General features: G+C 68.5%; 22 protein-coding genes. 7 read left to right on the plus strand and 15 right to left on the minus strand.

Annotated features, from left to right (window positions below; translation table 11 throughout):
- The first annotated feature begins 2 nt into the window (after positions 1 to 2).
- Positions 3 to 2,018, plus strand: coding sequence for a M3 family metallopeptidase (locus LOS8367_RS12470; protein WP_085896853.1), 2,016 nt, complete (start codon positions 3 to 5; stop codon positions 2,016 to 2,018).
- Positions 2,019 to 2,116: 98 nt separating this feature from the next.
- Entirely contained in the window at positions 2,117 to 2,578 is a 462-nt protein-coding gene (locus LOS8367_RS12475; protein WP_085896854.1) for a PRC-barrel domain-containing protein, read from the plus strand.
- Positions 2,579 to 2,650: 72 nt separating this feature from the next.
- On the opposite strand, the gene LOS8367_RS12480 is transcribed toward LOS8367_RS12475, so the two are convergent.
- Positions 2,651 to 2,902: a hypothetical protein gene (locus tag LOS8367_RS12480; RefSeq protein WP_085896855.1), complete on the minus strand. Its 252-nt coding sequence runs from the start codon at positions 2,900 to 2,902 to the stop codon at positions 2,651 to 2,653.
- A gap of 119 nt (positions 2,903 to 3,021) precedes the next feature.
- On the opposite strand from LOS8367_RS12480, the gene LOS8367_RS12485 reads away from it, so the two are divergent.
- A complete protein-coding gene (locus LOS8367_RS12485) occupies positions 3,022 to 3,321 on the plus strand; it encodes a hypothetical protein (RefSeq protein ID WP_085896856.1) in 300 nt (99 codons plus the stop codon).
- Between the two features lie 2 nt (positions 3,322 to 3,323).
- On the opposite strand, the gene LOS8367_RS12490 is transcribed toward LOS8367_RS12485, so the two are convergent.
- Together LOS8367_RS12490 and LOS8367_RS12495 are read right to left on the minus strand one after the other, a co-directional pair.
- A complete protein-coding gene (locus LOS8367_RS12490) occupies positions 3,324 to 4,202 on the minus strand; it encodes a cation diffusion facilitator family transporter (protein WP_085896857.1) in 879 nt (292 codons plus the stop codon).
- 4 nt (positions 4,203 to 4,206) lie between these two features.
- Positions 4,207 to 4,827 carry an SH3 domain-containing protein gene (locus LOS8367_RS12495; RefSeq protein ID WP_242665579.1) on the minus strand — a complete coding sequence of 207 codons (621 nt, stop codon included), beginning with the start codon at positions 4,825 to 4,827 and terminating at the stop codon, positions 4,207 to 4,209.
- 128 nt (positions 4,828 to 4,955) lie between these two features.
- Here LOS8367_RS12495 and LOS8367_RS12500 point away from each other — a divergent pair, with 128 nt between their 5' ends.
- Together LOS8367_RS12500 and LOS8367_RS12505 are read left to right on the plus strand one after the other, a co-directional pair.
- Positions 4,956 to 5,942 (plus strand): 2-hydroxyacid dehydrogenase, encoded by a 987-nt coding sequence (locus LOS8367_RS12500; RefSeq protein WP_085896858.1) that lies wholly within the window; start codon positions 4,956 to 4,958, stop codon positions 5,940 to 5,942.
- 78 nt (positions 5,943 to 6,020) lie between these two features.
- A complete protein-coding gene (locus tag LOS8367_RS12505) occupies positions 6,021 to 6,224 on the plus strand; it encodes a hypothetical protein (RefSeq protein WP_085896859.1) in 204 nt (67 codons plus the stop codon).
- 20 nt (positions 6,225 to 6,244) lie between these two features.
- Here the strand turns inward: LOS8367_RS12505 and LOS8367_RS12510 are convergent, their stop codons facing one another.
- The 4 genes from LOS8367_RS12510 to LOS8367_RS12525 form a co-directional block, all read right to left on the minus strand.
- The gene (locus LOS8367_RS12510; RefSeq protein ID WP_085896860.1) at positions 6,245 to 6,805 is read right to left on the minus strand and encodes a hypothetical protein; all 561 of its coding nucleotides are present in this window, start codon (positions 6,803 to 6,805) and stop codon (positions 6,245 to 6,247) included.
- Positions 6,806 to 6,828: 23 nt separating this feature from the next.
- Positions 6,829 to 7,641 (minus strand): 3-methyl-2-oxobutanoate hydroxymethyltransferase, encoded by an 813-nt coding sequence (gene panB, locus LOS8367_RS12515; protein WP_085896861.1) that lies wholly within the window; start codon positions 7,639 to 7,641, stop codon positions 6,829 to 6,831.
- Positions 7,638 to 8,495 carry a pantoate--beta-alanine ligase gene (gene panC / locus LOS8367_RS12520; RefSeq protein WP_085896862.1) on the minus strand — a complete coding sequence of 286 codons (858 nt, stop codon included), beginning with the start codon at positions 8,493 to 8,495 and terminating at the stop codon, positions 7,638 to 7,640. The genes panB and panC overlap by 4 nt, the downstream gene beginning before the upstream one ends.
- 71 nt (positions 8,496 to 8,566) lie before the next feature.
- A complete protein-coding gene (locus LOS8367_RS12525) occupies positions 8,567 to 9,214 on the minus strand; it encodes an alpha/beta hydrolase family protein (RefSeq protein WP_085896863.1) in 648 nt (215 codons plus the stop codon).
- Between the two features lie 184 nt (positions 9,215 to 9,398).
- Here LOS8367_RS12525 and LOS8367_RS12530 point away from each other — a divergent pair, with 184 nt between their 5' ends.
- Entirely contained in the window at positions 9,399 to 11,897 is a 2,499-nt protein-coding gene (locus tag LOS8367_RS12530; protein ID WP_085896864.1) for a GcvT family protein, read from the plus strand.
- A gap of 17 nt (positions 11,898 to 11,914) precedes the next feature.
- Here LOS8367_RS12530 and LOS8367_RS12535 read toward each other — a convergent pair whose 3' ends face one another.
- The 8 genes from LOS8367_RS12535 to xdhA form a co-directional block, all read right to left on the minus strand.
- Positions 11,915 to 12,394, minus strand: coding sequence for a VOC family protein (locus tag LOS8367_RS12535; RefSeq protein ID WP_085896865.1), 480 nt, complete (start codon positions 12,392 to 12,394; stop codon positions 11,915 to 11,917).
- Positions 12,395 to 12,498: 104 nt separating this feature from the next.
- Positions 12,499 to 13,575, minus strand: coding sequence for a BMP family ABC transporter substrate-binding protein (locus LOS8367_RS12540; protein WP_085896866.1), 1,077 nt, complete (start codon positions 13,573 to 13,575; stop codon positions 12,499 to 12,501).
- A gap of 31 nt (positions 13,576 to 13,606) precedes the next feature.
- Positions 13,607 to 14,518 carry an ABC transporter permease gene (locus LOS8367_RS12545; protein WP_085896867.1) on the minus strand — a complete coding sequence of 304 codons (912 nt, stop codon included), beginning with the start codon at positions 14,516 to 14,518 and terminating at the stop codon, positions 13,607 to 13,609.
- The gene (locus tag LOS8367_RS12550) at positions 14,515 to 15,597 is read right to left on the minus strand and encodes an ABC transporter permease (RefSeq protein WP_085896868.1); all 1,083 of its coding nucleotides are present in this window, start codon (positions 15,595 to 15,597) and stop codon (positions 14,515 to 14,517) included. Before LOS8367_RS12550 ends, LOS8367_RS12545 begins: the two co-directional genes overlap by 4 nt.
- A gap of 59 nt (positions 15,598 to 15,656) precedes the next feature.
- On the minus strand, positions 15,657 to 17,180 hold the full coding sequence (locus tag LOS8367_RS12555; RefSeq protein WP_085896869.1) for an ABC transporter ATP-binding protein: 1,524 nt from the start codon (positions 17,178 to 17,180) through the stop codon (positions 15,657 to 15,659).
- Positions 17,177 to 18,106, minus strand: a complete 930-nt coding sequence (xdhC, locus tag LOS8367_RS12560) for a xanthine dehydrogenase accessory protein XdhC (protein WP_085896870.1) — start codon at positions 18,104 to 18,106, stop codon at positions 17,177 to 17,179. The genes LOS8367_RS12555 and xdhC overlap by 4 nt, the downstream gene beginning before the upstream one ends.
- The gene (gene xdhB, locus LOS8367_RS12565; RefSeq protein ID WP_085896871.1) at positions 18,103 to 20,505 is read right to left on the minus strand and encodes a xanthine dehydrogenase molybdopterin binding subunit; all 2,403 of its coding nucleotides are present in this window, start codon (positions 20,503 to 20,505) and stop codon (positions 18,103 to 18,105) included. The genes xdhC and xdhB overlap by 4 nt, the downstream gene beginning before the upstream one ends.
- Positions 20,502 to 21,986 carry a xanthine dehydrogenase small subunit gene (gene xdhA, locus LOS8367_RS12570; protein ID WP_085896872.1) on the minus strand — a complete coding sequence of 495 codons (1,485 nt, stop codon included), beginning with the start codon at positions 21,984 to 21,986 and terminating at the stop codon, positions 20,502 to 20,504. Before xdhA ends, xdhB begins: the two co-directional genes overlap by 4 nt.
- 309 nt (positions 21,987 to 22,295) lie before the next feature.
- Here xdhA and LOS8367_RS12575 point away from each other — a divergent pair, with 309 nt between their 5' ends.
- Positions 22,296 to 22,535: a hypothetical protein gene (locus LOS8367_RS12575; RefSeq protein WP_085896873.1), complete on the plus strand. Its 240-nt coding sequence runs from the start codon at positions 22,296 to 22,298 to the stop codon at positions 22,533 to 22,535.
- Positions 22,536 to 22,537 lie beyond the last annotated feature (2 nt).

Genomic DNA, 22,537 nt, shown 5'->3' on the forward strand with positions numbered 1-22,537 from the left:
GCATGACCAATCCGCTACTGGCGCCCTGGGACACGCCCTTCGGCCTGCCGCCCTATGACCGCATCGAAGACGATCACTGGATGCCCGCGGCAGAGGCGGTGATCGCCGAGGCGCGTGTCGCCGTCGAGGCGATTGCCGCGAACCCCGAGCCGCCCAGCTTCGACAACACCATCGCCGCTTTGGAGATGTCCGATGAGGGCATAGGCCGGGTGTTCGGCGCCTTTTACGCCGTGGCCAGCGCCGACAGCACGCCGGCGCGCCAGTCGCTCCAGCGCGACTTCGCGCCGATGCTCTCGGCCTACACCTCCTGGGTGATCGGCAACCGCGCGCTGTTCGAGCGGATCGATACGCTTTGGCAATCGCGCGAGACGCTCGACCTCGACCCGGAAGCGGCGCGGGTGCTGATGCTGACGCATCGCCGCTTCGTGCGGGCCGGGGCGCGGCTCGAAGGCGCACAGGCGGAACGCATGGCCGAGATCCGCGCAAGGCTCTCGGTGCTGGGCACGCAGTTCTCGCAGAACCTGCTTGCGGACGAGGCGGGCTGGACCATGCCGCTGTCGCCCGAAGCGCTGGCGCCGCTGCCCGCCGGTCTGCGGTCGGCCGCGAAATCCGCAGGTGGCGAGAACGGGCCGGTCATCACCCTCTCGCGTTCGCTGGTGGTGCCGTTCCTGCAATATTCGCCGGACCGGGCGCTGAGGAAGAAGGCTTTCGAGGCGTGGACCGCTCGGGGCATGAATGGCGGCGAAACCGACAACCGCGCCATCGCCGCCGAAACGCTGAGGCTGCGTGAGGAACGTGCGAAGCTTCTGGGCCACGATGACTACGCCGCGTGGAAGCTCGAAACCGAGATGGCGGGGGATCCGCAATCTGTGCGCGAGCTTCTGCACGCGGTCTGGGATCCGGCGCGCGCCGCGGCCGAAGCCGATGCCGAGATCTACGAGGAGATGCTGCGTGCCGACGGGCATGAGGGGCCACTGGAGCCTTGGGACTGGCGCTACTATGCCGAGGCCCGCCGCCGGGCCGAGCACGAGATCGATGACGGCACGCTCAAGCCCTATCTCCAGCTCGACCGGATGATCGAGGCCGCCTTTTCTGTGGCGCATCGCCTGTTCGGGATCGAAGTGCGCGAGATCGAGGCACCGCTCTACCACCCCGATGCCCGCGCCTTCGAGATCACCCGGGCCGGCAAGCACCTTGCCGTCTTCATCGGCGACTGGTTCGCCCGGCCGTCCAAGCGCTCCGGTGCGTGGTGCACGACGATGCGCCAGCAGCATCGCATGGGCGGGCAGGAGGTGCGGCCGCTGGTGCTCAACGTGTGCAACTTCGCGAAGCCCGACGCGGGCGAACCGGCGCTGCTCTCCTTCGACGATGCGCGCACCCTCTTCCACGAGTTCGGTCACGCGCTGCACCAGATGCTGTCCGACGTGACATGGGAGAGCATCTCGGGCACCTCGGTGGCGCGCGATTTCGTCGAACTTCCGAGCCAGCTTTTCGAACACTGGCTCGAGGTGCCGCAGGTGCTGCGCGAATTCGCCACCCATGCCGAAACCGGCGCGCCGATGCCCGAGGCGCTGATGGAAAAGATGCTGGCAGCGGCGAATTTCGATCAAGGCTTCGCCACGGTCGAACAGACGGCCTCGGCCATCGTCGATCTCGAGTTTCATTGCGGCCCGGCCCCCGCCGACCCGATGCAGCGACAGGCGGAACTGCTGGAAGAGATCCGTATGCCCCGCGCCATCGCGATGCGCCACGCCACGCCGCATTTCGCGCATGTCTTCTCGGGCGACGGCTATGCGGCGGGCTATTACAGCTACCTGTGGTCCGAGATGATGGATGCGGACGCCTTCGAGGCGTTCCGCGAGACCGGCGATCCCTTCGATCCCGACACCGCGCGCAGGCTCGAGGCGCATGTGCTGTCACGCGGCGGCTCGGAGGAGGCCGGGGTGCTCTACGAGCGGTTCCGGGGCGCGACGCCGAGCGTCGAGGCCCTCTTGAAGGGGCGGGGACTGGCGGCCTGAACTGACGCGAGGGGAAGGTCGGAGCGGGATGGGACGGGGAACTGCGCCCCGCCCGGCCCGTTGAGTCGGCAACACGGACCAACAAAGGAACGCCCAAGATGAAACTCTTCACCGCAAGCGCCCTCGCCCTTTCCGTCGTCGCCACCGGCGCGCTGGCCGAAAGCCACGTCATGACCGAGACCCCGGCGATGACGAGCGCCGACCTGTCGGGCATGCAGGGGGATCTGATCCGGACCCGCGACATCACCGGCGGGGCGATCTACACCACTAACGAGGCCGATGACGAAGGCTGGGACGGCGTCAGCGCCTATGATGAACTTGGCGCGGACTGGAACGAGATCGGCGAGATCGAGGACGTGGTCCTGTCGAGGGACGGCCAGATGGTCGGCGTGGTGGCCGAGGTCGGCGGCTTTCTCGACATCGCGGACAAGCACGTGATGCTGGCCACCGGCGATGTCCGCCTCGTCGCTGTCGACGACGCGACCTATGCGATCGTGACCCGCCTGAGCGAAGAGGAGCTGGAAGCGCTCGAAGGCGTGGATGAAGGCTTTTGGGACTGAGTGTCCCGGTAGTGCCCCAAAGACATTGAGGGGGGCGCGGTTTTCCGCGCCCCTTTTTCATCGCCATGCGGATCAGACCGCCTTGCGATGCGCCTCGGCGGCTTCGAAGATGTGGTGCATCTCGTCGGCGAGGGCGCCCTCGATTGAGAGGCCTTCGCCGGGCACCGCGCCGGGGTCCTCTTCGTCGGCGATCATGTGGCTGCGGTCGCGGATGTAGTCGCGCAGCTCGTCGCCCGCCGGCCCGTCGAGTGCGGCGACCAGCCGGGCAAGCACCTTGCGCTGGGCCAGGAGACGGCCTTCGAGCGTATCTGGATTGGCGGACATGGGCGGCCTCCGGGTTTGATTGATCCTGTCAGGCCAACGTTGGCTGAAGGTGGGACGTTCCCGGAACGAGCCCAACGGGCAGGCGTTTCCTCCCCAAGGACAGGGATCGGAGACACGTCATGCGACATCACCGAAAACGCGGGCCCGCGCTTTTGCCGGCGCTGGCCCTTCTGGGCGGCGCGGTTTGGCTGGTCCGGCGCTATCGCAGCGAGATCCGCGAGGCGGCCGAGGCCGGAATGGATCGGATACAGGCCAGCCAGGTCCGCCATGGGGGCTACGCGGCCTTCGCCCATGACGATGGCGGGCCGGTGCGGCAGGCCGGGCGCGAGGAAATGCGCGATCCGCCGCGGCGCTGGGACCTGCAGGACGAGACGGCGGACGAAAGCTTTCCGGCCTCGGACCCGCCCTCGAGCTACTGACCTCAGACCGGGTCCTTGTGGATGATCACGTCGGCGCGCGGGTATCGGGCGAGGATCTCGTGCTTGAGCGCGGCGCCGATGGCATGCGCCTCCTGCAGGCTCTGCGTGCCGTCGAGCTCGATATGCAGGTTCACGAAGACCCGGCCGCCGGAGCGACGCGTGCGCAGGTCGTGATGCCCGTGCACGCCCGGGAAATCGTTGGCGATCGCCTCGATCCCGGCGACGGTTTCGGCATCCACCGCCCGGTCCATCAGCGCGTCCCAGGCGTCGCGCCCGATGATCAGCGCGCCGCGCGCCATCAGCAGCGCGGCGCCGATCGCGACGACCGGGTCGACCCAGCCCAGCCCGAAGCGACGCGAGGCCCATAGCGCGCCGATCGCGCCGAGCGCGGGCACGAGGTCGCCGAGGTAATGCAGCGAATCCGCCGCCACCACGCGGTTGCCGGTGGCGCGCGCCACGTGGCGCTGCCAGCCGACGAGGGCCAGCGTCAACCCGATCGACAGCGACATCACCGCGATGCCCGCCCCTTCCGCGGTGGGCATCGCGGGGGCGGGGTTGGCGAGGCGCTGCGCCCCGGCGCCTCCGATCAGCGCGGCCGAGGCGAGGATGAACAGGCATTGCCCCAGCGCCGCGAGATCCTCGGCCGAGCCATGGCCGAAGGCGTGGTCGTCATCGGCCGGCCGCGCCGCATAGGCTATCGCCGCCAGCGCGCCCAGCGACATCGCCAGATCCAACGCCGAATCGGCCAGTGTGGCGGCGACCGACAGGGCGCCGGTCTGGAACAGCGCCCAGAGCTTGGCCGCGATCAGGATCAGGGCCACCGCAACGGAGGCGATCCCGGCCGAGAGGTTCAGCCGGTCGTCGTCGCGCTGCGCTGCCATGCGATCAGTCCCGGATCTCGTCCGGGGCGACGCCCCAGATCAGCGTCTTGGGCGCCCAGCCCTTGTAGCCGCCGGCGGTGAGGCGGCACCAGTCCGGTTCGCATTCGCCCAGCCGTGCCACCACGCCGGCCTCGAGTTGCGCCACCACTGTGGCGTTCTCCTGCGGCCGGCTGCGCAGGGGCAGCAGTTCGGCATCGACGATCACCGTGCGCACGCCGGACAGCATCGCGTAGTGCATCCAGCCGCCCACCCCCTCGCGGTCGGTGACGCGGCGCCAGTGACCGTATTCGGCGGTCACCTGCAGCGGCATGTCACGGCGCAGGAACACCCAGTCGATCCGGTGCGACAGCGACGGGCCGCGCCGGACGTTGCCGCGATCGGTCGAAAGCGACACGAAGCGCGGCAGCGGCAGGTTGGTTTCGGGACCCCGCTCGGGCCCTTCCGGCACCGCGATCTCGCGCGAGGCGGCGGGCGAGGCGGGGTCGGGCGCCGGCTGCGGCGCCGCTGCCACGGTCTCCGACCGCTCGGGCCGGGGCTTGGGGCGGCTGCCCGGCGCGTCCTGCGCCAGCACCGGCTGTGCCGCCAGAGCCAACAGCAGCGTCACGATTGGTCCGAAATGCGTCATCCGCGCCCTGTCCGTCTGGTCCCGATGCCGAGGCCACTGGCCCGCAGAAGGCGCGTTCTTGCGTCGCGCGCCCGGTCCCGGCACTCTGTCATGAAGCCGGTTCGGGGAAAAGCGCAAGGGACGTTCGCATGTCGGAGAAGCGGCTTCGTGTGATCGCCACGCGACGCCTGCCCGAAGGGGTGGAGCGACAATTCGCGGCACGGTTCGATTTCACGCCGGGACCGGCGGAGGCACCGCTCGGGGGCGAGGCGCTCGATGCGGCACTGCGCGAGGCCGAAGTGCTGGTCACCACCCTTTCGGACCGGATCAGTGCCGCGTGTCTCGAGGCGGCGGGAGAGCGGCTGCGGCTTCTGGCCAATTTCGGCGCGGGCGTCGATCATATCGACGTCGCCGCCGCGGCGCGGCATGGTATCGCGGTGACCAACACCCCCGATGTCGCAACCGAGGACACCGCCGACGTGACAATGGTGCTGATCCTCGCGGTGACGCGCCGGTTGCCGGAGGCCTTCGCGCTGCTGCAGTCGGGCGAATGGGACGGCTGGTCGCCGGACCTGCTCTTGGGTGGCCGGATCGCCGGTCGCAACCTGGCGATTCTCGGCATGGGCCGGATCGGTCAGGCGGTCGCTCGCCGCGCTGCCGCCTTCGGCATGACGATCGGCTATCACAACCGCAACAGGCTGCCGATGGAAGTCGAGGAGGCGCTTGGGGCGCGCTGGTGGTCCAGCCTCGACCAGATGATCGCGCAGGCCGACGTGCTGTCGATCAACTGCCCGCATACCCCGGCCACCTACCATCTGGTCAATGCGCGCCGGATCGCGCTGATGAAGCCGGGCGCGGTCGTGGTGAACACGTCGCGCGGCGAGGTGATCGACGAGAATGCCCTGACCCGGGCGCTGCGCGCGGGCGAAATCGGCGGCGCCGGACTCGACGTGTTCGAGAAGCGGCGCGAGATCAATCCGCGGCTGCGGGCACTGCCGAACGTTGTGCTGCTTCCGCATATGGGCTCGGCCACGGTGGAGGGGCGCCTGGCGATGGGCGATCGGGTGATCGCCAATATCGCGGCGCTGGCCGAAGGGGTGCCGCTTCCCGATCTCGTGAGGCCGCAGGACGCCTGAGAACGTCCATGTCATCGGAACCGAAAACGTGTCAGGCGCGTTGCACGGGCGACTGAAACCAACGGGATTCAAGTTTCAATGCGCAACTGGGCCATCGCATTTTTCGCGCTCGCGTTCCTGTCGGGGCTGGTCTGCCTCGGGTCGAACACGCCTGCGGATCTGAGCGTCGCGCGCACGCTGATGGTCCTGTTCGGTGTGCTGGCCGCCTATGCGGCGACCGCTCACAGGCTGCAGGCCCGTTTGCGAGAGCGGCCCGGCAGGGGCGGGCCGCTCGGTACCTGATCAGTTCAAACGGTACCTGATCAGTTCGACATGCGCCGCACGAGACGCTGGCCCGGCAGATCGCCGCCCAGCACCTGTTCGCGCGTGTCGCGTGCAAAGGCCGCCAGCAGATCGCGGTAATACCCGCCCGCCGAGTTGGTCACCGCGCCGACAAGCGTGCCGGTCCGGGTTTCGGCGGCCTCGCCCGCAAGGACCTGCACCGTGTAGCTGCCGCGCAGCGCCCCCGTTGGATCGATGACGCGCACCGCCCCCGAAAGCCGCGATTGGTCGCGTCCCCGCGCCGTCGCGGTACCACCGGCGAGATTGACCCGGGATACCTCGACCAGCATCCGCCATTGGCCGCCCCGGCCCAACCTGTCGGCGAATTCCCGGCTCAGCGCCGCGTCGAGATCGGGCGCGATACGGCTCGTGTAGTCACGGGCCGCGCCGCTCTCGAAGCCCGCGCCCTCGGCCGTGACCATGATGTCGGCAAGCTGCAACTCGCTACGCGCCGTGCGCGACAGCGGGTTCGGATCGGGCGTGCCGCAGGCCGCAAGAAGCCCGGCGAAGCCAAGGGCGATCAGGTGACGACGATGGAACATCGGTATCCTTTCAACAACATGTGTCAGCGGTATACCTCGTCCTCCGTCGGAAAGGCGCGTGACTTCACGTCCTCGGCGTAGCGTTTTACGGAATCTTCAATCATCGGGCCGAGCTGGCCATAGACCTTCACGAATTTCGGGGTCCACGGATTCAGTCCCAGCATGTCCTCGAGCACCAGAATCTGGCCGTCGCATTCGGCCGATGCGCCGATGCCGATGGTCGGGATCTCCACCGCCTTGGTGATCTTGGCGGCCAGCGGCTCGACCATGCCCTCGAGCACCACCGCAAAGGCGCCGGCCTCGGCCACGGCGCGCGCATCCTCGAGATGCGCCTCCCAGGTCTCTTCGTCACGGCCCTGGGTCTTGAAGCCACCCATGACGTGGCTCGACTGCGGCGTCAGGCCGATATGGGCCATCACCGGGATGCCACGCTCCACGAGGAAGCGGATCGTCTCGGCCATGCGGGCGCCGCCCTCCAGCTTCACAGCGCCGCACTGGGTTTCCTTCATCACCCGTGCGGCATTGCGAAAGGCCATGGCGGGGCTTTCCTCGTAGCTGCCGAAGGGCATGTCGACCACGACCAGCGCCTTCTTGGTGCCGCGCACCACGGCGCGGCCATGCATGATCATCAGGTCGAGCGAGACGCCGACCGTGCTTTCCATGCCATGCATCACCATGCCGAGGCTGTCGCCCACGAGGATGAAATCCGCGTGGCGATCGACGATCGCGGCAGTGTGCGCGTGGTAGGAGGTGAGCGAGACGATCGGCTCGCCGCCCTTGCGGCGGGCGATCTGCGGGACCGTCGTGCGGCGGATCGTTTCGGTCTGGGTGCTCATGGGGCGATCTCCCTCTGATCGATCAAGAGGACCTCGCCGAACTGCGCCGAGATCATGATGGCTACGGGCTCCGACAGGGGTATGTCGGCGGATTGCGAAAGCGGTGCGAGGTCGCCGGGCCGTGCCAGGTCGAGCCCGGTCAGCGTCGCGCGCGGCTCGTCGGCGAGGCAGGCGCGGATCGCGGCCTCGATCTGCGCCGGACTGGCGCGCTCGATGGCCATCCGCTCGGCCCGATCGAGCGCGCGGTTCAGCACCACCGCCGCGGCCCGGTCCTCGGGCCCCAGCCGGACGTTGCGCGACGACATGGCGAGCCCGTCCGCCTCGCGCATGGTCGGTACGCCGACGATGTCGATGTTCATGTGCAGATCGCGCGCCATGCGGCGGATCACCTGCAGCTGCTGGTAGTCCTTTTCGCCGAAATAGGCGGCGTCGGGGCGGGTGATGTTGAACAGCTTGGTGACGACGGTGGCGACGCCCCGGAAATGGCCGGGTCGCACCGCGCCATGCAGCCGCACGGCGAGGTCTCTCGTTTCGACGATGGTCTCGTCGCCTTCGGGATAGATCTCGTCGGCGCGCGGGATCAGCACCGCGTCGCAGCCCGCCGCCTCCAGCATCGCCAGATCGGCCTCTTCGGTGCGTGGATAGGTCTCAAGATCCTTCGGATCGCCGAACTGGGTCGGGTTTACGAAGATCGTCGCGACGACCCGGCCATGATCGCGTCTGGCCGCGTCGATCAGGCTCATATGGCCGGCATGCAGGGCGCCCATGGTGGTGACGAGGCCGATGCTCTGGCCTTCGGCGCGAAACCCTGCGACCGCGTCGCGGATGGCGGCGATGCTTCGGCAGATCTGCATGAGGTCCTCCCAGACGTTGCGCGTCTTTTACGGGGGCGCGGGGGGCTTCACAACCGGGCAGGCGAGGGCGCTCAGGCGCTGGGCGGCCAGGCCTTGGGGAAGGTCGGGGGCAGGGGCCCCTGCTCGAGCAACTCGGCATAGCTCGCGATCGAATGCCCCTCCTCGACATCGCTCACCGGCGGGCTCAGCCAGTGCACCGAGCCGATATGGCGAAAGCCGAAGAAGCGCGGCGGCAGGTGGCACAGCGTGTCGTCGGTGCGGCAGATGTTGAGCACGAAGCCCTCGCGGCCGAAATGCGTGCGCCCGAGATGCGTGCGCGGGCTGCCGAAGGAAAGGCTCGGCACCCCGAGCGAGGCGCCGACGATCTGCGCCGAGGCCCCGCCAAGCGAATGACCGATGATGAAGGCGGGCTTCTGCGGCTTGGCAAAGGCATAGACGATCTGCGCATGTTCGAGGAATCCCGCATGCCAGATCGCACCGCTGTCGCCCGCCGCCATGCGAAAGCCATGCGCATCGGGCGCGCGGTCGTGGATGAAATCGAAATTGAACTCGAACCAGTCCGAGAATTCGTTGGTTCCGGCAATGTAGAGGATGCCGCGTTTCAGCATTGCCGCCTGCACGCCGCGCAGGTCGATGGTTTCGACGACGTCGGGCCCGTCCAGCCCCCTATCCATCCGGTCGATGATCCGCGCCGCCTCGGTGACATCGAGCGTCTTCATGGCTGCTCCCGGGACTATGCGCAGAGGGTGGCGTCATTGGACGTCATGCTTGCCGCACCTGTCCAGAGTTTCCGCGCCTCTGCGCCGCTCTTGTCGCATTCGGCGCGCGAGAGGTCGCCGGGCTTCGGGCCGTTTCGCGGATTCGCGCGATGGTGCGGGCAAGGCCAGCCCCGGAGTGCGCGCGATGAAGACCCATGTGAAAGCCCTTGTCGTCGGCGGTGGCGCCGTCGGCACCTCGATCGCCTATCACCTCGCGAAAGCCGGGTGGGATGACGTGATGCTTCTTGAGCGCGACGAGCTGACCTCGGGCTCGACATGGCACGCCGCCGGCCTCTTGCCCTATTTCAACATGTCCTACGCCACGACCTGGATCCACGACCACTCGATCAAGCTCTACAAGACGCTGGAGGCGGAGACCGGCCTCGACGCAGGCTTCTTCGTGGTGGGCAACCTGCGCATGGCGCAGTCGAAGGCGCGCATGGACGAATACATGCTTTACGCCTCGACCGCCGAGACGGTCGGCGTGCCGTTCGAATGGATGACGCCCGCGCAGATCAAGGAGCGCTGGCCGCTGGTCCGGACCGAGGACCTCGAAGGCGCGATCTTCCATCCGACCGACGGCTACATAAATCCCGCCGATGTCACCATGGCGATGGCGAAGGGCGCGCGGCAGCGCGGCGTGACGATCGAGCGCAAGTGGCAGGTCGATGGCTACGCGTGGACAGGCTCGGAATGGCGCGTGACGGTGACCAAGATGATCGAGAGGGGCGGCAACCTCGTCCCATCCGACGAGCAACAGGTCATCACCGCCGAGCATGTCGTCACCGCCACCGGCAACCACGCCCAGCGCACCGCGCGGCTTCTGGGCATCAAGATCCCGGCGATCCCGGTCGAGCACCAGTTCATCGTCACCGAGCCTGACCCGGCCCTGGTCGAATGGCGCAAGGACAACCCGCAGCACCCGGTGCTGCGCGACGCTGACGCCAAGTGGTACGTGCGCGAGGAGCGCGGTGGTTGGATTCTTGGCCCCTACGAACGCGGCGCGCCCGCGCGTTTTCCCTATGGCGTCCCCGACAGCTTCCGCGCCGACCTGTTCCCGCTCGATCTCGACCGGATCGAGGAGGAATACATGTCGATGATCCACCGCATCCCGTCCTCGGAGACGGTGGGGCTCAAGGACGATTTCAACGGCCCGATCTGCTACACGCCCGACGGCAACCCGCTGATCGGCCCGGCGCCGGGGCTGCGCAACATGTGGCTGGCCGAAGGTTTCTCCTTCGGCATCACTGCCGCCGGTGGCGCGGGGCATTACCTCGCGCAGTTGATGGTGGAGGGCGAGGCCGAGATCGATATGGCGAGCCTCGACCCCAAGCGGTTCGGCTCATGGATGACCACCGATTATGCCGTGGCCAAGAACGAGGAGGCCTACGAGCACGTCTACATCCTGCACCACCCCGACGAGGAGCGCCCGGCGGCGCGCCCGCTGCGCACCTCCCCCGCCTATGACCGGCAGAAGGAGAAGGGCGCGCAGTTCGGGCAGGTGAACGGCTGGGAACGGCCGAATTATTACGGCCCCGTGGATGCGCCCGAGGGCTTCGATCACGACGCCCGCTCGTTCCGGCGCGGCGGCTGGTGGGAATACGCCGCCGCCGAGGCCAAGGCGATCCGCGAGGGCGTCGGTCTGATCGACGCCACCGCTTTTGCCAAGCACATGGTCACCGGGCCGGGTGCGGCCGCCTTCCTCGACTGGTTCACCACCAACAGGCTGCCGAAGGTCGGGCGCATCAACCTGACCTACGCGCTGACGGATGCCGGCACCACGCGCACCGAATACACCATCGTGCGGCTGGCCGAGGACCGGTTCTACCTCGTCTCGGCGGGGGCCTGGAGCGCCTATGACGGCGATTTCCTGAGGAAGGCCGTCGAGGACAAGGAGGCCGAGTTCGGCCGGATCGACGTGCAGGACGTGACCACGCAATGGGGCGTCTTCGCCATCGCGGGGCCGCGCTCGCGCGAGGTGCTGAACCGGCTGGTGCGCGACGCCGATGCGGCGACAGTGCTGTCGAACAAGCGCTTCCCGTGGCTGTCGTGCCGCGAAATCGAGCTGGGCATGGTGCCGGTGCGGGCGCTGCGGGTGGCATATACCGGCGAGCTGGGCTGGGAGCTGCATCACCCGATCGAGATGCAGAACCACCTGTGGGACAAGCTGATGGAGGCGGGCGCGTCTTCGGGGATGAAGCTGGTGGGCGCGCGGGCGCAGAACTGGCTGCGGCAGGAGAAGTCCTACCGCGCCTTCGGCACCGAGCTGGGCCGCGACGCGACGCCGCTCGAGGCCGGTCTCGACCGCTTCGTCGATCTCTCCAAGGAATTCCACGGCAAGGCGGCGATGGAGGGCATCGGCATCCGCTCGAAATGCGTGACGCTGCTGATCGACGGACCGGCGGACGCCGATCCGTGGGGCCGCGAGGCGCTCTATGCGGGTGGCGAGAAGGTCGGGCGTTTGACCTCCGGCGGCTGGTCGGCGGCCTTCGGCAAGTCCATCGGCATGGGTTACGTGCGCCCCGATCTGGCCGCGCCGGGGACGAAGCTCAAGGTCCGGATGTTCCGCGAACTTTGGGACGCCGAGGTGACCGAGGACAGCCCCTACGATCCGACCAACGCCACGATCCGCGCCGACGGCTGAGTAGAGAAGGGGCGGCGTCAGCCGCCCTCCCAGGCGCGGCGGAGCGCTGCGAGATCGAGCTTCACCATCTCCATCATCGCCGCCATCAACCGTTTCGACTGCTCCTCGTCGGCGTCGCGCATCATCTGCTCGAAGGGCTCGGGCACCAGTTGCCAGCGCAGGCCGAAGCGGTCCTTCAGCCAGCCGCACTGCATCTCCTCTCCGCCATCCGCGAGCAGGGCGGACCAGAGCCGGTCCAGTTCGGCCTGGTCGGAGCAGGGGACCGACAGCGACACGGACTCGTTGAATGTGGTGTAGGGCCCGCCGTTCAGCGCCTGCATCTCCTGTCCGTCGAGGCTGAACTCGACGAGGACGACGTCGCCCGCCTTGCCGCCGGGCCAATCCACGGCGCTGGTGTTGCGGGCGGTGACTCGCGAGTTCGGGAACACCGAGACGTAGAATTCGGCGGCCTGCTCCGCTTGTCCGTCGTACCACAGGCAGGGTCTGATCTTCGGCATGTCGAATCCTCCTCTGGTGGTAGGATGCCACACCAAGACGCGCCGCCGGGCAAAAAAAGGCCCGCCATGAGGGCGGGCCTTCGATAGGCTGTCGAGAGCGCCGCTTACTGCGGGATATCGCCCGTGAGCCCCTCGACGTAGAAGTTCATGCCGGCGAGCGTCGCGTCATCGGCCACTTCGCCCTCGGCGAGCCAGTCCGAGCCGTCCTGCTTCTTGAGCGGGCCGGTGAAGGGGTGCACTTCGCCCGAGGCGATCGCGTCCTTGAGCGCCAGCGCGGCTTCCTTCACCTCGGCGGGCACCGCGTCGGTGATCTCGCCGATCTCGACCATGCCGGCATCGATGCCGTCCCAGGTGTCCTTCGACTCCCAGGTGCCGTCGATCACCGCGCCGACGCGGTCAATGTAGTACTGGTTCCAGTTGTCGATGATCGAGCTGACGCGCGGCTTCGGCGCGTAGTCGAGCATGTCCGAGGCCTGGCCGAAGGTGATGACGTCGCCCGCCTCCTGCGCCGCGGCCTGCGGCGCGGTGGAATCGGTGTGCTGGAGGATCACGTCGGCGCCGGCGTCGATCAGCGCCTTGGCCGCCTCGGCTTCCTTGGCCGGGTCGAACCAGGTGTAGGCCCAGACCACGCGGAACTCGACCTCGGGGTTCACCTTCTTGGCCTGGATGTAGGCGGCGTTGATGCCGCGGATCACCTCGGGGATCGGGTAGGAGCCGATATAGCCGATGATGTTGCTCTCGGTCATCTCGCCCGCGATCAGGCCCTGCACCGCGCGGCCCTCGTAGAAGCGGGCGGAGTAGGTCGAGACGTTGTCAGCGCGCTGGTAGCCGGTGGCGTGCTCGAACTTCACGTCCGGAAACTTCTGGGCGACGTTCATCGTCGCTTCCATGAAGCCGAAGGAGGTGGTGAAGATCAGGTCCGCGCCCTGCAGCGCCATCTGCGTCAGCACGCGCTCGGCGTCGGGGCCTTCGGGGACGCTCTCGACATAAACGGTCTCGACCTTGTCGCCGTATTCCTCCTCGACGGCGAGGCGGCCCTGGTCGTGCTGGTAGGTCCAGCCGAGATCGCCCACCGGCCCGACATAGATGAAGCCCACCTTGGTCTTGTCGTCCTGCGCCATCGCCCCGGTGGCGAGGCCCATGGCGGCGGTGGCACCGAGAAGCACTGTCTTGAAGGTCATGTCGTTGTTCCCTGTTGGTGGATCTTCCGCCTCAGCTCGAGGCGTGGAAGGGGCGGCCGAGCGAGCCGGGGGCGCGCCCCGCCCGCAGGATGACGAGAACGAGGATGGTCGCCAAGTAGGGAGCCATCTGCAGGTATTCGATCGGGATCTGCACGCCGCCCGAGGCCTGCAGCGCCAGTTGCAGCGCCGTGGCGCCGCCGAACAGCCAGGCGCCCAGCACTAGGCGGCCGGGCCGCCAGCTGGCGAAGACCACGATCGCCAGCGCGATCCAGCCCGCCCCGGCGGTCATGCCTTCGGTCCATTGCGGCACGCGCACGAGGCTCAGATAGGCGCCGCCAAGTCCGGCGCAGGCGCCGCCAAAGGCGATCGCGGCAAGCCGCAGACGCACGACCTTGTAGCCCAGCGCATGGGCGGCGTCGTGGTTTTCGCCGACGGCGCGCAGCACCCGGCCGGCGCGGGTCCGGTTCAGGAACAGCCAGACCAGCGCGACGATCAGCAGCGCGATGTAGACCATCGCGTCATGGCGGAACATCACCGGCCCGAGAAACGGGATGTCGCGCAGCCCCGGCAAGTAGAGGTCGGGCACCACGGGGCCCTTCACGCCGATATAGCCCTGACCCAGAAGGGCCGAGAGGCCAAGGCCGAACAGCGTCAGCGCAAGCCCGGTGGCCACCTGATTGGACAGGAAGAGCTGGGTCAGGATCCCGAACACCATCGACAGAAGCGCCCCGCCCAGCGCCGCGCCCGCGAAGCCCAGCCATGGCGAGCCGGTCGCGGTCGCCACGACGAAGCCGCAGACCGCGCCGGTGATCATCATGCCCTCGACGCCGAGATTGAGCACGCCCGCGCGCTCGACGACCAGCTCGCCGATCGCCGCCAGCAGGATCGGTGTCGAGACGACGATGATCGCCGACAGCAGCAGGATTGGATCGATGTTGCTCATGCCACCGCCCTCCGGCCGAACCGGAAGCTGAAATTCGTCAGGACGTCGATCGCCAGCAGGAAGAACAGCAGCATCCCCTGGAACATCTGGATCGCGGCGAGCGGCAGGTTCATCTGCAGCTGCGCCAGCTCGCCGCCGATATAGGTGAGCGCCATCAGCAGCCCGGCCAGCAGGATGCCGATGGGGTTCAGCCGCCCGAGGAAGGCCACGATGATCGCGGTGAAGCCGTAGCCCACGTTGAAGTCGATGCTGAGCCGACCCGCGGGTCCGGCCACCTCGAACATCCCCGCGAGCCCGGCAAGCCCGCCGGAGATGCCCATGCAGACCACGACGAGCCAGCCCGGATTGACGCCGCCGAAGACGGCGGCGCGCGGGCTCTGCCCGGCGAGGCGGACCCTGAAGCCGAGCTGGTGGCGGGTCATCACCACCTGGCCCACGATCACCGCGGCGAAGGCCAGCGCCACGCCCCAATGCAGCCCCGTGCCCGGGATCAGGTCGAGATTGGCGGCGGAGGGGTATTGCGCGAGGTTGCGCGACCCGGGAAAGCCCATGCCCTCGGGATTGCGCAGCAGCCCCAGCGACATCGAGGCCAGCAGCGCTTCGGCGACATAGACCAGCATCAGGGAGACCAGTACCTCGTTGGTGCCGAAGCGGACCTTCAGCAGCGCCGGGATCATCGCCCAGAGCAGCCCGCCCAGCGCGCCCGCGACGATCATCGCGGGAAACACGATCCACGTTTCGGCGGGATAGATGGCAAGGCCGGTGGCAGCAGCGCAGATCGCCCCGAGGATGTACTGCCCCTCGGCGCCGATGTTCCAGATCCCGGCCCGGAAGCCCAGGGAAAGACCGATGGCGATGAGGATCAGCGGCCCCGCCTTCACGAGGAGCTGTGGCCGCGAATAGGAGGCGAAATCCCCGAAGAGCGGATCCCAGAAGATGGTGCGGATCGCCTCGACCGGGTCCTTGCCCAGGAGCGCGAACATCAGCCCGCCCGCCACCATGGTCAGCGCCACGGCAACGAAGGGCGTGGCGATCGTCCAGGCGCGGGACGGTTCGGGTCGGCGGTCGAGCCGGATCACGCGGTGGCTCCCGAGGCGCGGGGCCCCTGCTTCTTCACTCCGGAAATACTCAAGATCCCTCAGCCTTCCCCATGCGCTGGCGTCATGTCATGCGCGCCGCCCAGCATCATCCCGATCTCGTCGATGCCCAGCCCCTCTGCCGGGCGCGGTGGGCTCAGGCTGCCGCCGTTCAGCGCCGCAAAACGGTCCGAGATCTCCATCAGCTCGTCGAGGTCCTGGCTGATGACGATCAGCGCCGCACCCGCCTCGGCGAGGTCCAAGAGCGCCTGCCGGATCGTTGCGGCGGCGGCGGCGTCGACGCCCCAGGTGGGCTGGTTCACGACCAGCACTTCGGGGCGCTGCATGATCTCGCGACCGATGACGAATTTCTGCAGGTTGCCGCCCGACAGCGCCCGCGCCGCGGTGCCGGGGCCCGGCGTGCGGACGTCGAAACGCTCGATCACTCGCTCGGCGAAACCGCGGGCCCTGCCCCAGCGCAAAAAGCCGTGCCGCACCAGATCCTCGCGCGGACCGGCGGTCAGCAGCGCGTTCTCGGTGAGGCTCATATCCGGCGCGGCAGCGTGGCCCATGCGCTCCTCGGGGGCGCAGAGAAGGCCCATCCGGCGGCGGGCGTTGACGCCAACGGTACCGATCTCGCGGTCCTTCAGCCGGATCATGCCGGGTGCCACGGACATCTCGCCCGACAGCGCCATGGCCAGCTCGTCCTGACCGTTGCCGGCGACGCCGCCGATGCCCAGCACCTCGCCTGCCCGCAGGCTCAGGTCGATATTCTTGAGCGCGGTGCCGAAGGCGCGCGGGGCGGGGGCCGACAGGCCGCTCAGCTCCAGCACCACCTCGCCGGTGCGGCCGCCCGCGCGCGAAGGCGTGGCCAGCGTCGCGCCGACCATCTGCTCAGCCATGTCGCGCGCCGCCGTGGCCTTGGGGTCGCATTTGCCGACCACCTTGCCGTGGCGCAGGATCGTCGCGCTGTCGCAGATGGTGCGGATCTCTTCCAGCTTGTGGCTGATATAGAGGATCGACACGCCCTCCGCGCGCAGCTTGCGCAGCGTCTCGAACAGGATCTGCACCTCCTGCGGGGTCAGCACCGAGGTCGGCTCGTCCATGATCAGGAGCCGCGGCTCCTGCAGCAGGCAGCGCACGATCTCGACCCGCTGGCGTTCGCCGGCCGAGAGGTCTCCGACGATGCGGTCGGGGTCGAGCGGCAGGCCGTAGGATTGCGAGACTTCGCGGATCTGCGCCGCGAGACGGTTCAGCGCGGGCGGCGTTTCCATGCCCAGCGCCACGTTCTCGGCCACGCTCATCGCGTCGAAGAGCGAGAAATGCTGGAATACCATGGCGACGCCGGCGGCGCGCGCAGCACGGGGTTCCGGCGGCGCGAAGTGCTGGCCGTCGAGGCGCATGGTCCCGGCATCGGGTTGCACGAGGCCGTAGATCGTCTTGACCAGCGTCGACTTGCCCGCGCCGTTCTCGCCCAGAAGCGCATGGACCTCGCCGCGGGCGATCTCGAAGGATACCTCCGAATTGGCCACGACGCCGGGATAGGCCTTGGTCAGGCCGGACAGCTCCAGCAACGGCGTCGTCATACGGCCCGGTCCCTCGTCATCGTCTTGTTCCCGGACCTCAGTAGCGCGGCGGCCACGCCGACGGCAATGGCTTGGGGATCTCTGCCCAAGGAGGTGTCACCGATTGGACAGGCAATGCGGGAAATCAAGGCGTTGGAATGACCCAGCGCCGCAAGACGCGACCGGAAGCGGGCCCATTTCGTGGCCGAGCCGATCAGCCCGCAGCTGGCGAAACCATGGGTGAGAGCGGCGTGGCAGAGCGCGAGATCGAGGTCGTGGTCGCGGGTCAGGATCAGGTGGTCGGCGTCGCGCGGCGCGCGCGGCATCAGCGCGGGCGGGGTCGCGGCGGGGATCACCGTGACGCCTTCGGGGACGGCTTCGGGAAAGCAATCGGGCGCGAGGTCGATCCAAGTGATCGCCCGGCCCGGCAGCGGCGCCATCACCGAGACGACGGCGCGGCCGACATGGCCCGCCCCCCAGACCCAGAGCGCTCGGGCCGCGGGCAGGGGCGCCTCGACGAGCCAGTTCTCGACGATGGCCGGGGTCGCGCCGGCGGGCATGGCAGCAAGCTTGCGCGCGACGGCGGTGGGCATCACTCCGGCGGACCCGAGCGGGCGGGCGCGGGGCAGGGTCTCGGGCAGTTCGCCTGCCGCAAAGCGCTCCCAGACCAGCGTGACCGCGCCGCCGCAGCATTGGCGGAGCGCAGGGCCCAGAGGCAGTCGGCGCTGGGCCGTGGCCCGGCCCATGGCCAGCATGTCACGCGCCGTTTCCACCGCCTCGTGCTCCAGCGCGCCGCCGCCGATGGTGCCGGACTGACCACCCTGCCAGACCAGCATCGAGGTGCCGGCATCGCGCGGGGCCGATCCGGCGGTCGCGACCACCAGCACCCTGATCACCGGGCCATGCGCGGCAACAGCGGCAGCGAGGTTGTCGCGGTCGAAGCTCACCCCTTTGCCCTCCGAACGGCAGCGAGCACGCGCTCGGCCGTGGCGGGCGCGTCGAGGCGCGGGTAGTTCGGCCCGCAGGCCGAGGCCGCGTGGCTCAGCGCGAGAAAGGCCGAGATGCCGAGCATGAAGGGCGGCTCGCCCACCGCCTTGGAGCGGTAGATCGTCTGCGCCGGGTTCGGCGCGTCCCACAGATCCACGTGAAACAGGTCCGGCCGATCCGAACAGGCGGGGATCTTATAGGTCGAAGGGGCGTGGGTCCTGAGCGCGCCCTTGTCGTCCCAGATCAGCTCCTCGGTGGTGAGCCAGCCCGCGCCCTGCACGTAGCCGCCCTCGATCTGACCCTTGTCGAGCGCCGGGTTCAGCGAATGGCCCGCATCGTGCAGGATGTCGGTCCGCAGGATCCGGTTCTCGCCGGTGAGCGTGTCGATCGCCACCTCGGTCACGGCAGCGCCGTGGGCGAAGTAGAAGAAGGGCCGGCCCTGGCCCTTGATCCGGTCCCATTTCAGGTCCGGCGTCTTGTAGAAGCCGGTGGCCGAGAGGCTGACCCGCGCCTCGTAGGCGAGCTTCACCGCCTGCTCGAAGCTCAGTGTTTCGCCGCCGACATGGACCTGGTCGTCGGCGAAGCGCACCTCCGAGGCGCTGCATTGATGCAGCCCGGCGAGGAACTCGGCGATCCGGGTCCGGATCGTGTCGCAGGCGGCCTTCGCCGCCATGCCGTTCAGATCCGATCCGGAAGAGGCGGCGGTGGCCGAGGTGTTGGGCACCTTGTGGGTATCGGTCGCGGTGATCCGCACCCGCTCGGGCGAGACGCCGAAGCGCGAAGCGGCGACCTGCGCCACCTTGCGGAACAGGCCCTGTCCCATCTCGGTGCCGCCATGGTTCAGGTGAATCGAACCATCCTGGTAGACATGCACCAGCGCACCAGCCTGGTTCAGGTGGGTCAGCGTGAAGGAGATGCCGAACTTCACCGGCGAAAAGGCGATGCCGCGCTTGAGGATCGGGTTTTCGGCGTTCCACTGCGCGATGGCCTCGCGGCGGGCCTTGTAATCCGAGGTCGCCAGCAGCCGCTCGGTCATCTCGTGCAGGATGAAATCGGTGACCTCCATGCCGTAGGGCGTGGTGTTGCGGCCCTCTTCCGGCCGGGCGTCGCCCGCCGGGAGTTGCGCCTGGGCCCCGCGCGAGGCGAGGTCGGTGTCGCCATCGGCGGGCAGGGCGGGGGCCGGGTCGTCGTGGTGCTGCGGCGCCTCGTTCAGCTCGGAGGCCGCGCGGTAGTAGTTGCGCTGCCGTACCTCGACCGGGTCGATGCCCAGCTCATGCGCCACCTCGTCCATCACCCGCTCGATGCCGAGCACGCCCTGCGGTCCGCCAAAGCCGCGGAATGCGGTGGCAGATTGGGTGTTGGTCTTGAGCCGGTGAGAGGTGATCCGCACCGCATCCAGCAGATATGCGTTGTCGGAATGCAGCATCGCCCGGTCGGCCACCGGCAGCGACAGGTCGAGCGACCAGCCGCAGCGGGTGTAATGGGTGAAGTCGATGCCCAGAACCCGGCCGCTCTCGTCGTAGCCCACCTCGTAATCGACGCGGAAATCATGCCGTTTGCCGGTGATGGTCATGTCGTCGTCGCGGTCGTAGCGCATCCGGCAGGCGCGGCCCGTTTTCGAGGCCATGATCGCGCAGGCCACGGCGAGCGCGTTGCCCTGGCTTTCCTTGCCGCCGAAGCCGCCGCCCATGCGGCGACACTCGACCTTCACCGCCGACATCGGCAGGCCGAGCGCGTCGGCTACCTTATGCTGGATCTCGGTCGGGTGCTGGGTCGAGGAGTGGATCGTGACCCCGTCCTCCTGCGGCTGGGCCATCGCGGCCATGCCTTCGAGATAGAAGTGCTCCTGGCCGCCCATCTCGATCCGGCCCTTGAGCTTGCGGGGGGCGTTCGCGATGGCGGCCTCGGCGTCGCCCTTGGACCAGATGCGCGGCCCGTCCTCGAAGCGCGAATTGGCGGCGAGCGCCTGCTCCACGGTGAGGATCGGCTTCTCTTCCTCGTATTCGACCTCTGCCAGCCTAGCGGCCTTGCGCGCGGCGAGATGGCTGTCGGCGGCGACGAGGAAGAGCTGCTGGCCGAGGTAATGCACGGTGCCGTCCGACAGGAGCGGCTCGTCATGCGCGCTGGGCGAGCAATCGGCGGGCCGGTCGAGATCCGCGGCCGTCAGCACCATGGCGACACCGGGGGCGGCGCGCACCTTGTCGAGATTCATCGACACGATCCGCCCGCGCGCGATGCGCGACAGGCCGAAGGCGAGGTGCAGCGCGTGGGCGGGGGCGGGGATATCGTCGATGTAGCGCGCCTGTCCGGTGACGTGCAGCACCGCGCTGTCATGCGGGAGGGGTTTGCCGACGCTCATGCCCGCACCTCCAGAACGTTGGTTCGCTGGCCCGACGCTTCGGCGAAGTAGCGCCGCACGAGGCCCTGCGCCGCCTCCAGCCGATATTGGGCCGAGGCGCGCATGTCGGTGAGCGGGGTAAAGTCCTCGGCGAGAGCGGGTAGCGCCGCCTCGACGCTCTCCATGTTCCATGGCTTGCCGGTGAGCGCGGCCTCGAAGGCCGGGGCGCGCTTGGGCGTCGCGGCCATGCCACCGAAGCCGGTGCGGATCGCGGTAACCACTCCGTTCTCGACGGTCGCGTCGAAAGCGGCGCAGACGGCGGAGATGTCCTGGTCGAAGCGCTTGGAGATCTTGTAGACGCGGAAACTTTTGCGCGTTTCGGGCAGGCTCACCGCCTCGACGAACTCGCCGGGCTGGCGGTCCTGCTTGCCGTAGTCGATGAAGAAATCCTCGAGCGGCAGCTCGCGGCGGTCGTCGCCGCGGCGGAGGTGGATCGTGGCGCCCAGCGCGATCAGCGCAGGGGCGTTGTCGCCGATTGGCGAGCCATTGGCGAGGCTGCCGCCGATCGTGGCGGCATTGCGCACCTGCACCGAGCCGTAGCGGCGCACCATCTCGGCATAGGAGGGGTAGGGCGCGGCGAGCGTTTCCATGACTCGCGTCATCGTCACACCCGCACCGAAGCGGATGCGGCCATCCTTGATCTCGATGCGCTTCAGATCCTCGCAACGGTTGAGGAACGCCGTCTCCGGCAGGGCGCGCAGCCCCTTGGTGACCCAAAGCCCGACATCGGTGGCGCCCGCGATCAGCGTCGCCTCGGGGTGGTCGAGATACCATGCGGCCAGTTCGTCGGCGCTCTCGGGGATGAAGCCGGGCGCTTCGGTCAACGTCGTATCGCTGCCTCGCCCCGCCTCGGGCTCGTAGGGCACACAACCGCCCGCCGGGCCGCTGGCAGCGTCGGCGCTCCGGGCGGCGTCGCCCGCGACCTGCGCGGCGGTGAGCGTCGCGAGCTTCTCGCGGTCGCTTGCGATCCACGCGGGCAGGGCGGTGCCTTCGGCGGCCTCGGCCGCGCGGATGATCGGCGCGTAGCCGGTGCAGCGGCACAGATTGCCCGCAAGCTGGTCGTCGTGATCGGTGCGGCCCTGCGCATGGGCGGCCGCCATCGCCATCACGAAGCCCGGCGTGCAGAAGCCGCACTGGCTGCCATGATGCTCGACCATGGCCTGCTGGACAGGATGCAGCGCACCGCCCTCGGCCAGCCCCTCGACCGTGCGCACGGCACGGCCCTGAAGCTGCGGCAGGAACAGGATGCAGGCGTTGAGCGCGCGCAGCCCCCCTTCGGAGTCGGTGACGATCACCGTGCAGGCGCCGCAATCGCCCTCGTTGCATCCCTCCTTGGTGCCGGTCAGGCCCCGTTGTTCACGAAGGTAATCGAGCAGGCTGCGCGTCGGCGCTCCGCCTGCGCGTACCGTCTCTCCGTTGAGAAGAAACGCGATCTCGGTCATCGCTAGATCCGCCGCCTTACCATGTGCCTTTGGGTGATCCTACCCGGTCGATGCGGCGTAGACCGGGACACCCTCATGTCGAACAACATGAAACCCGATGCGGGCCGCGCTTGGCAAGTGTCTCGTATCTGCCGTTGCGGAACGCGAGTCGAGGGTTGCGCGCTCGCCCGAAAGATGGGTCCCAAAGGAGGCCGCCCATGGATCGCCCGAGCCAAGTCGCCATCCTCGTCACGTAATCGCCGCCCGATGCCATCGGAGTTACCGCTGACGAGCCGATATCCACGGCTGCTCATCACTGATCATCTGGGCTTGGAGCGGACCGGCAGCATTGGCGAAGCCGTCGGCACAGTGTGTTATTTCGTAGCGATCCCCGGCGGCGACCTCGTGATGGCGCGGGTCGACGCCCCGGACGGCGCGCGCCGCGCCGTATTTCTGGAGCTGATGGCGGTGGAGAGTGCCGATGGCAAGGCGATCCGGGCCACGCAGGCGGCCGCCGATCTCACCGGCTCTCGGAAGCTCGTGGATCTCGCATCACAACTTTCGGACTGACC

The sequence above is a fragment of the Limimaricola soesokkakensis genome, assembly GCF_900172345.1.
Classification (GTDB): domain Bacteria; phylum Pseudomonadota; class Alphaproteobacteria; order Rhodobacterales; family Rhodobacteraceae; genus Limimaricola; species Limimaricola soesokkakensis.

Coding starts and splice junctions, on each gene's coding strand:
- LOS8367_RS12470 (WP_085896853.1), top strand. CDS start 3: ATGACCAATCCGCTACTGGCGCCCTGGGACACGCCCTTCGGCCTGCCG.
- LOS8367_RS12475 (WP_085896854.1), top strand. CDS start 2,117: ATGAAACTCTTCACCGCAAGCGCCCTCGCCCTTTCCGTCGTCGCCACC.
- LOS8367_RS12480 (WP_085896855.1), bottom strand. CDS start 2,902: ATGTCCGCCAATCCAGATACGCTCGAAGGCCGTCTCCTGGCCCAGCGC.
- LOS8367_RS12485 (WP_085896856.1), top strand. CDS start 3,022: ATGCGACATCACCGAAAACGCGGGCCCGCGCTTTTGCCGGCGCTGGCC.
- LOS8367_RS12490 (WP_085896857.1), bottom strand. CDS start 4,202: ATGGCAGCGCAGCGCGACGACGACCGGCTGAACCTCTCGGCCGGGATC.
- LOS8367_RS12495 (WP_242665579.1), bottom strand. CDS start 4,827: ATGACGCATTTCGGACCAATCGTGACGCTGCTGTTGGCTCTGGCGGCA.
- LOS8367_RS12500 (WP_085896858.1), top strand. CDS start 4,956: ATGTCGGAGAAGCGGCTTCGTGTGATCGCCACGCGACGCCTGCCCGAA.
- LOS8367_RS12505 (WP_085896859.1), top strand. CDS start 6,021: ATGCGCAACTGGGCCATCGCATTTTTCGCGCTCGCGTTCCTGTCGGGG.
- LOS8367_RS12510 (WP_085896860.1), bottom strand. CDS start 6,805: ATGTTCCATCGTCGTCACCTGATCGCCCTTGGCTTCGCCGGGCTTCTT.
- panB (WP_085896861.1), bottom strand. CDS start 7,641: ATGAGCACCCAGACCGAAACGATCCGCCGCACGACGGTCCCGCAGATC.
- panC (WP_085896862.1), bottom strand. CDS start 8,495: ATGCAGATCTGCCGAAGCATCGCCGCCATCCGCGACGCGGTCGCAGGG.
- LOS8367_RS12525 (WP_085896863.1), bottom strand. CDS start 9,214: ATGAAGACGCTCGATGTCACCGAGGCGGCGCGGATCATCGACCGGATG.
- LOS8367_RS12530 (WP_085896864.1), top strand. CDS start 9,399: ATGAAGACCCATGTGAAAGCCCTTGTCGTCGGCGGTGGCGCCGTCGGC.
- LOS8367_RS12535 (WP_085896865.1), bottom strand. CDS start 12,394: ATGCCGAAGATCAGACCCTGCCTGTGGTACGACGGACAAGCGGAGCAG.
- LOS8367_RS12540 (WP_085896866.1), bottom strand. CDS start 13,575: ATGACCTTCAAGACAGTGCTTCTCGGTGCCACCGCCGCCATGGGCCTC.
- LOS8367_RS12545 (WP_085896867.1), bottom strand. CDS start 14,518: ATGAGCAACATCGATCCAATCCTGCTGCTGTCGGCGATCATCGTCGTC.
- LOS8367_RS12555 (WP_085896869.1), bottom strand. CDS start 17,180: ATGACGACGCCGTTGCTGGAGCTGTCCGGCCTGACCAAGGCCTATCCC.
- xdhB (WP_085896871.1), bottom strand. CDS start 20,505: ATGAGCGTCGGCAAACCCCTCCCGCATGACAGCGCGGTGCTGCACGTC.
- xdhA (WP_085896872.1), bottom strand. CDS start 21,986: ATGACCGAGATCGCGTTTCTTCTCAACGGAGAGACGGTACGCGCAGGC.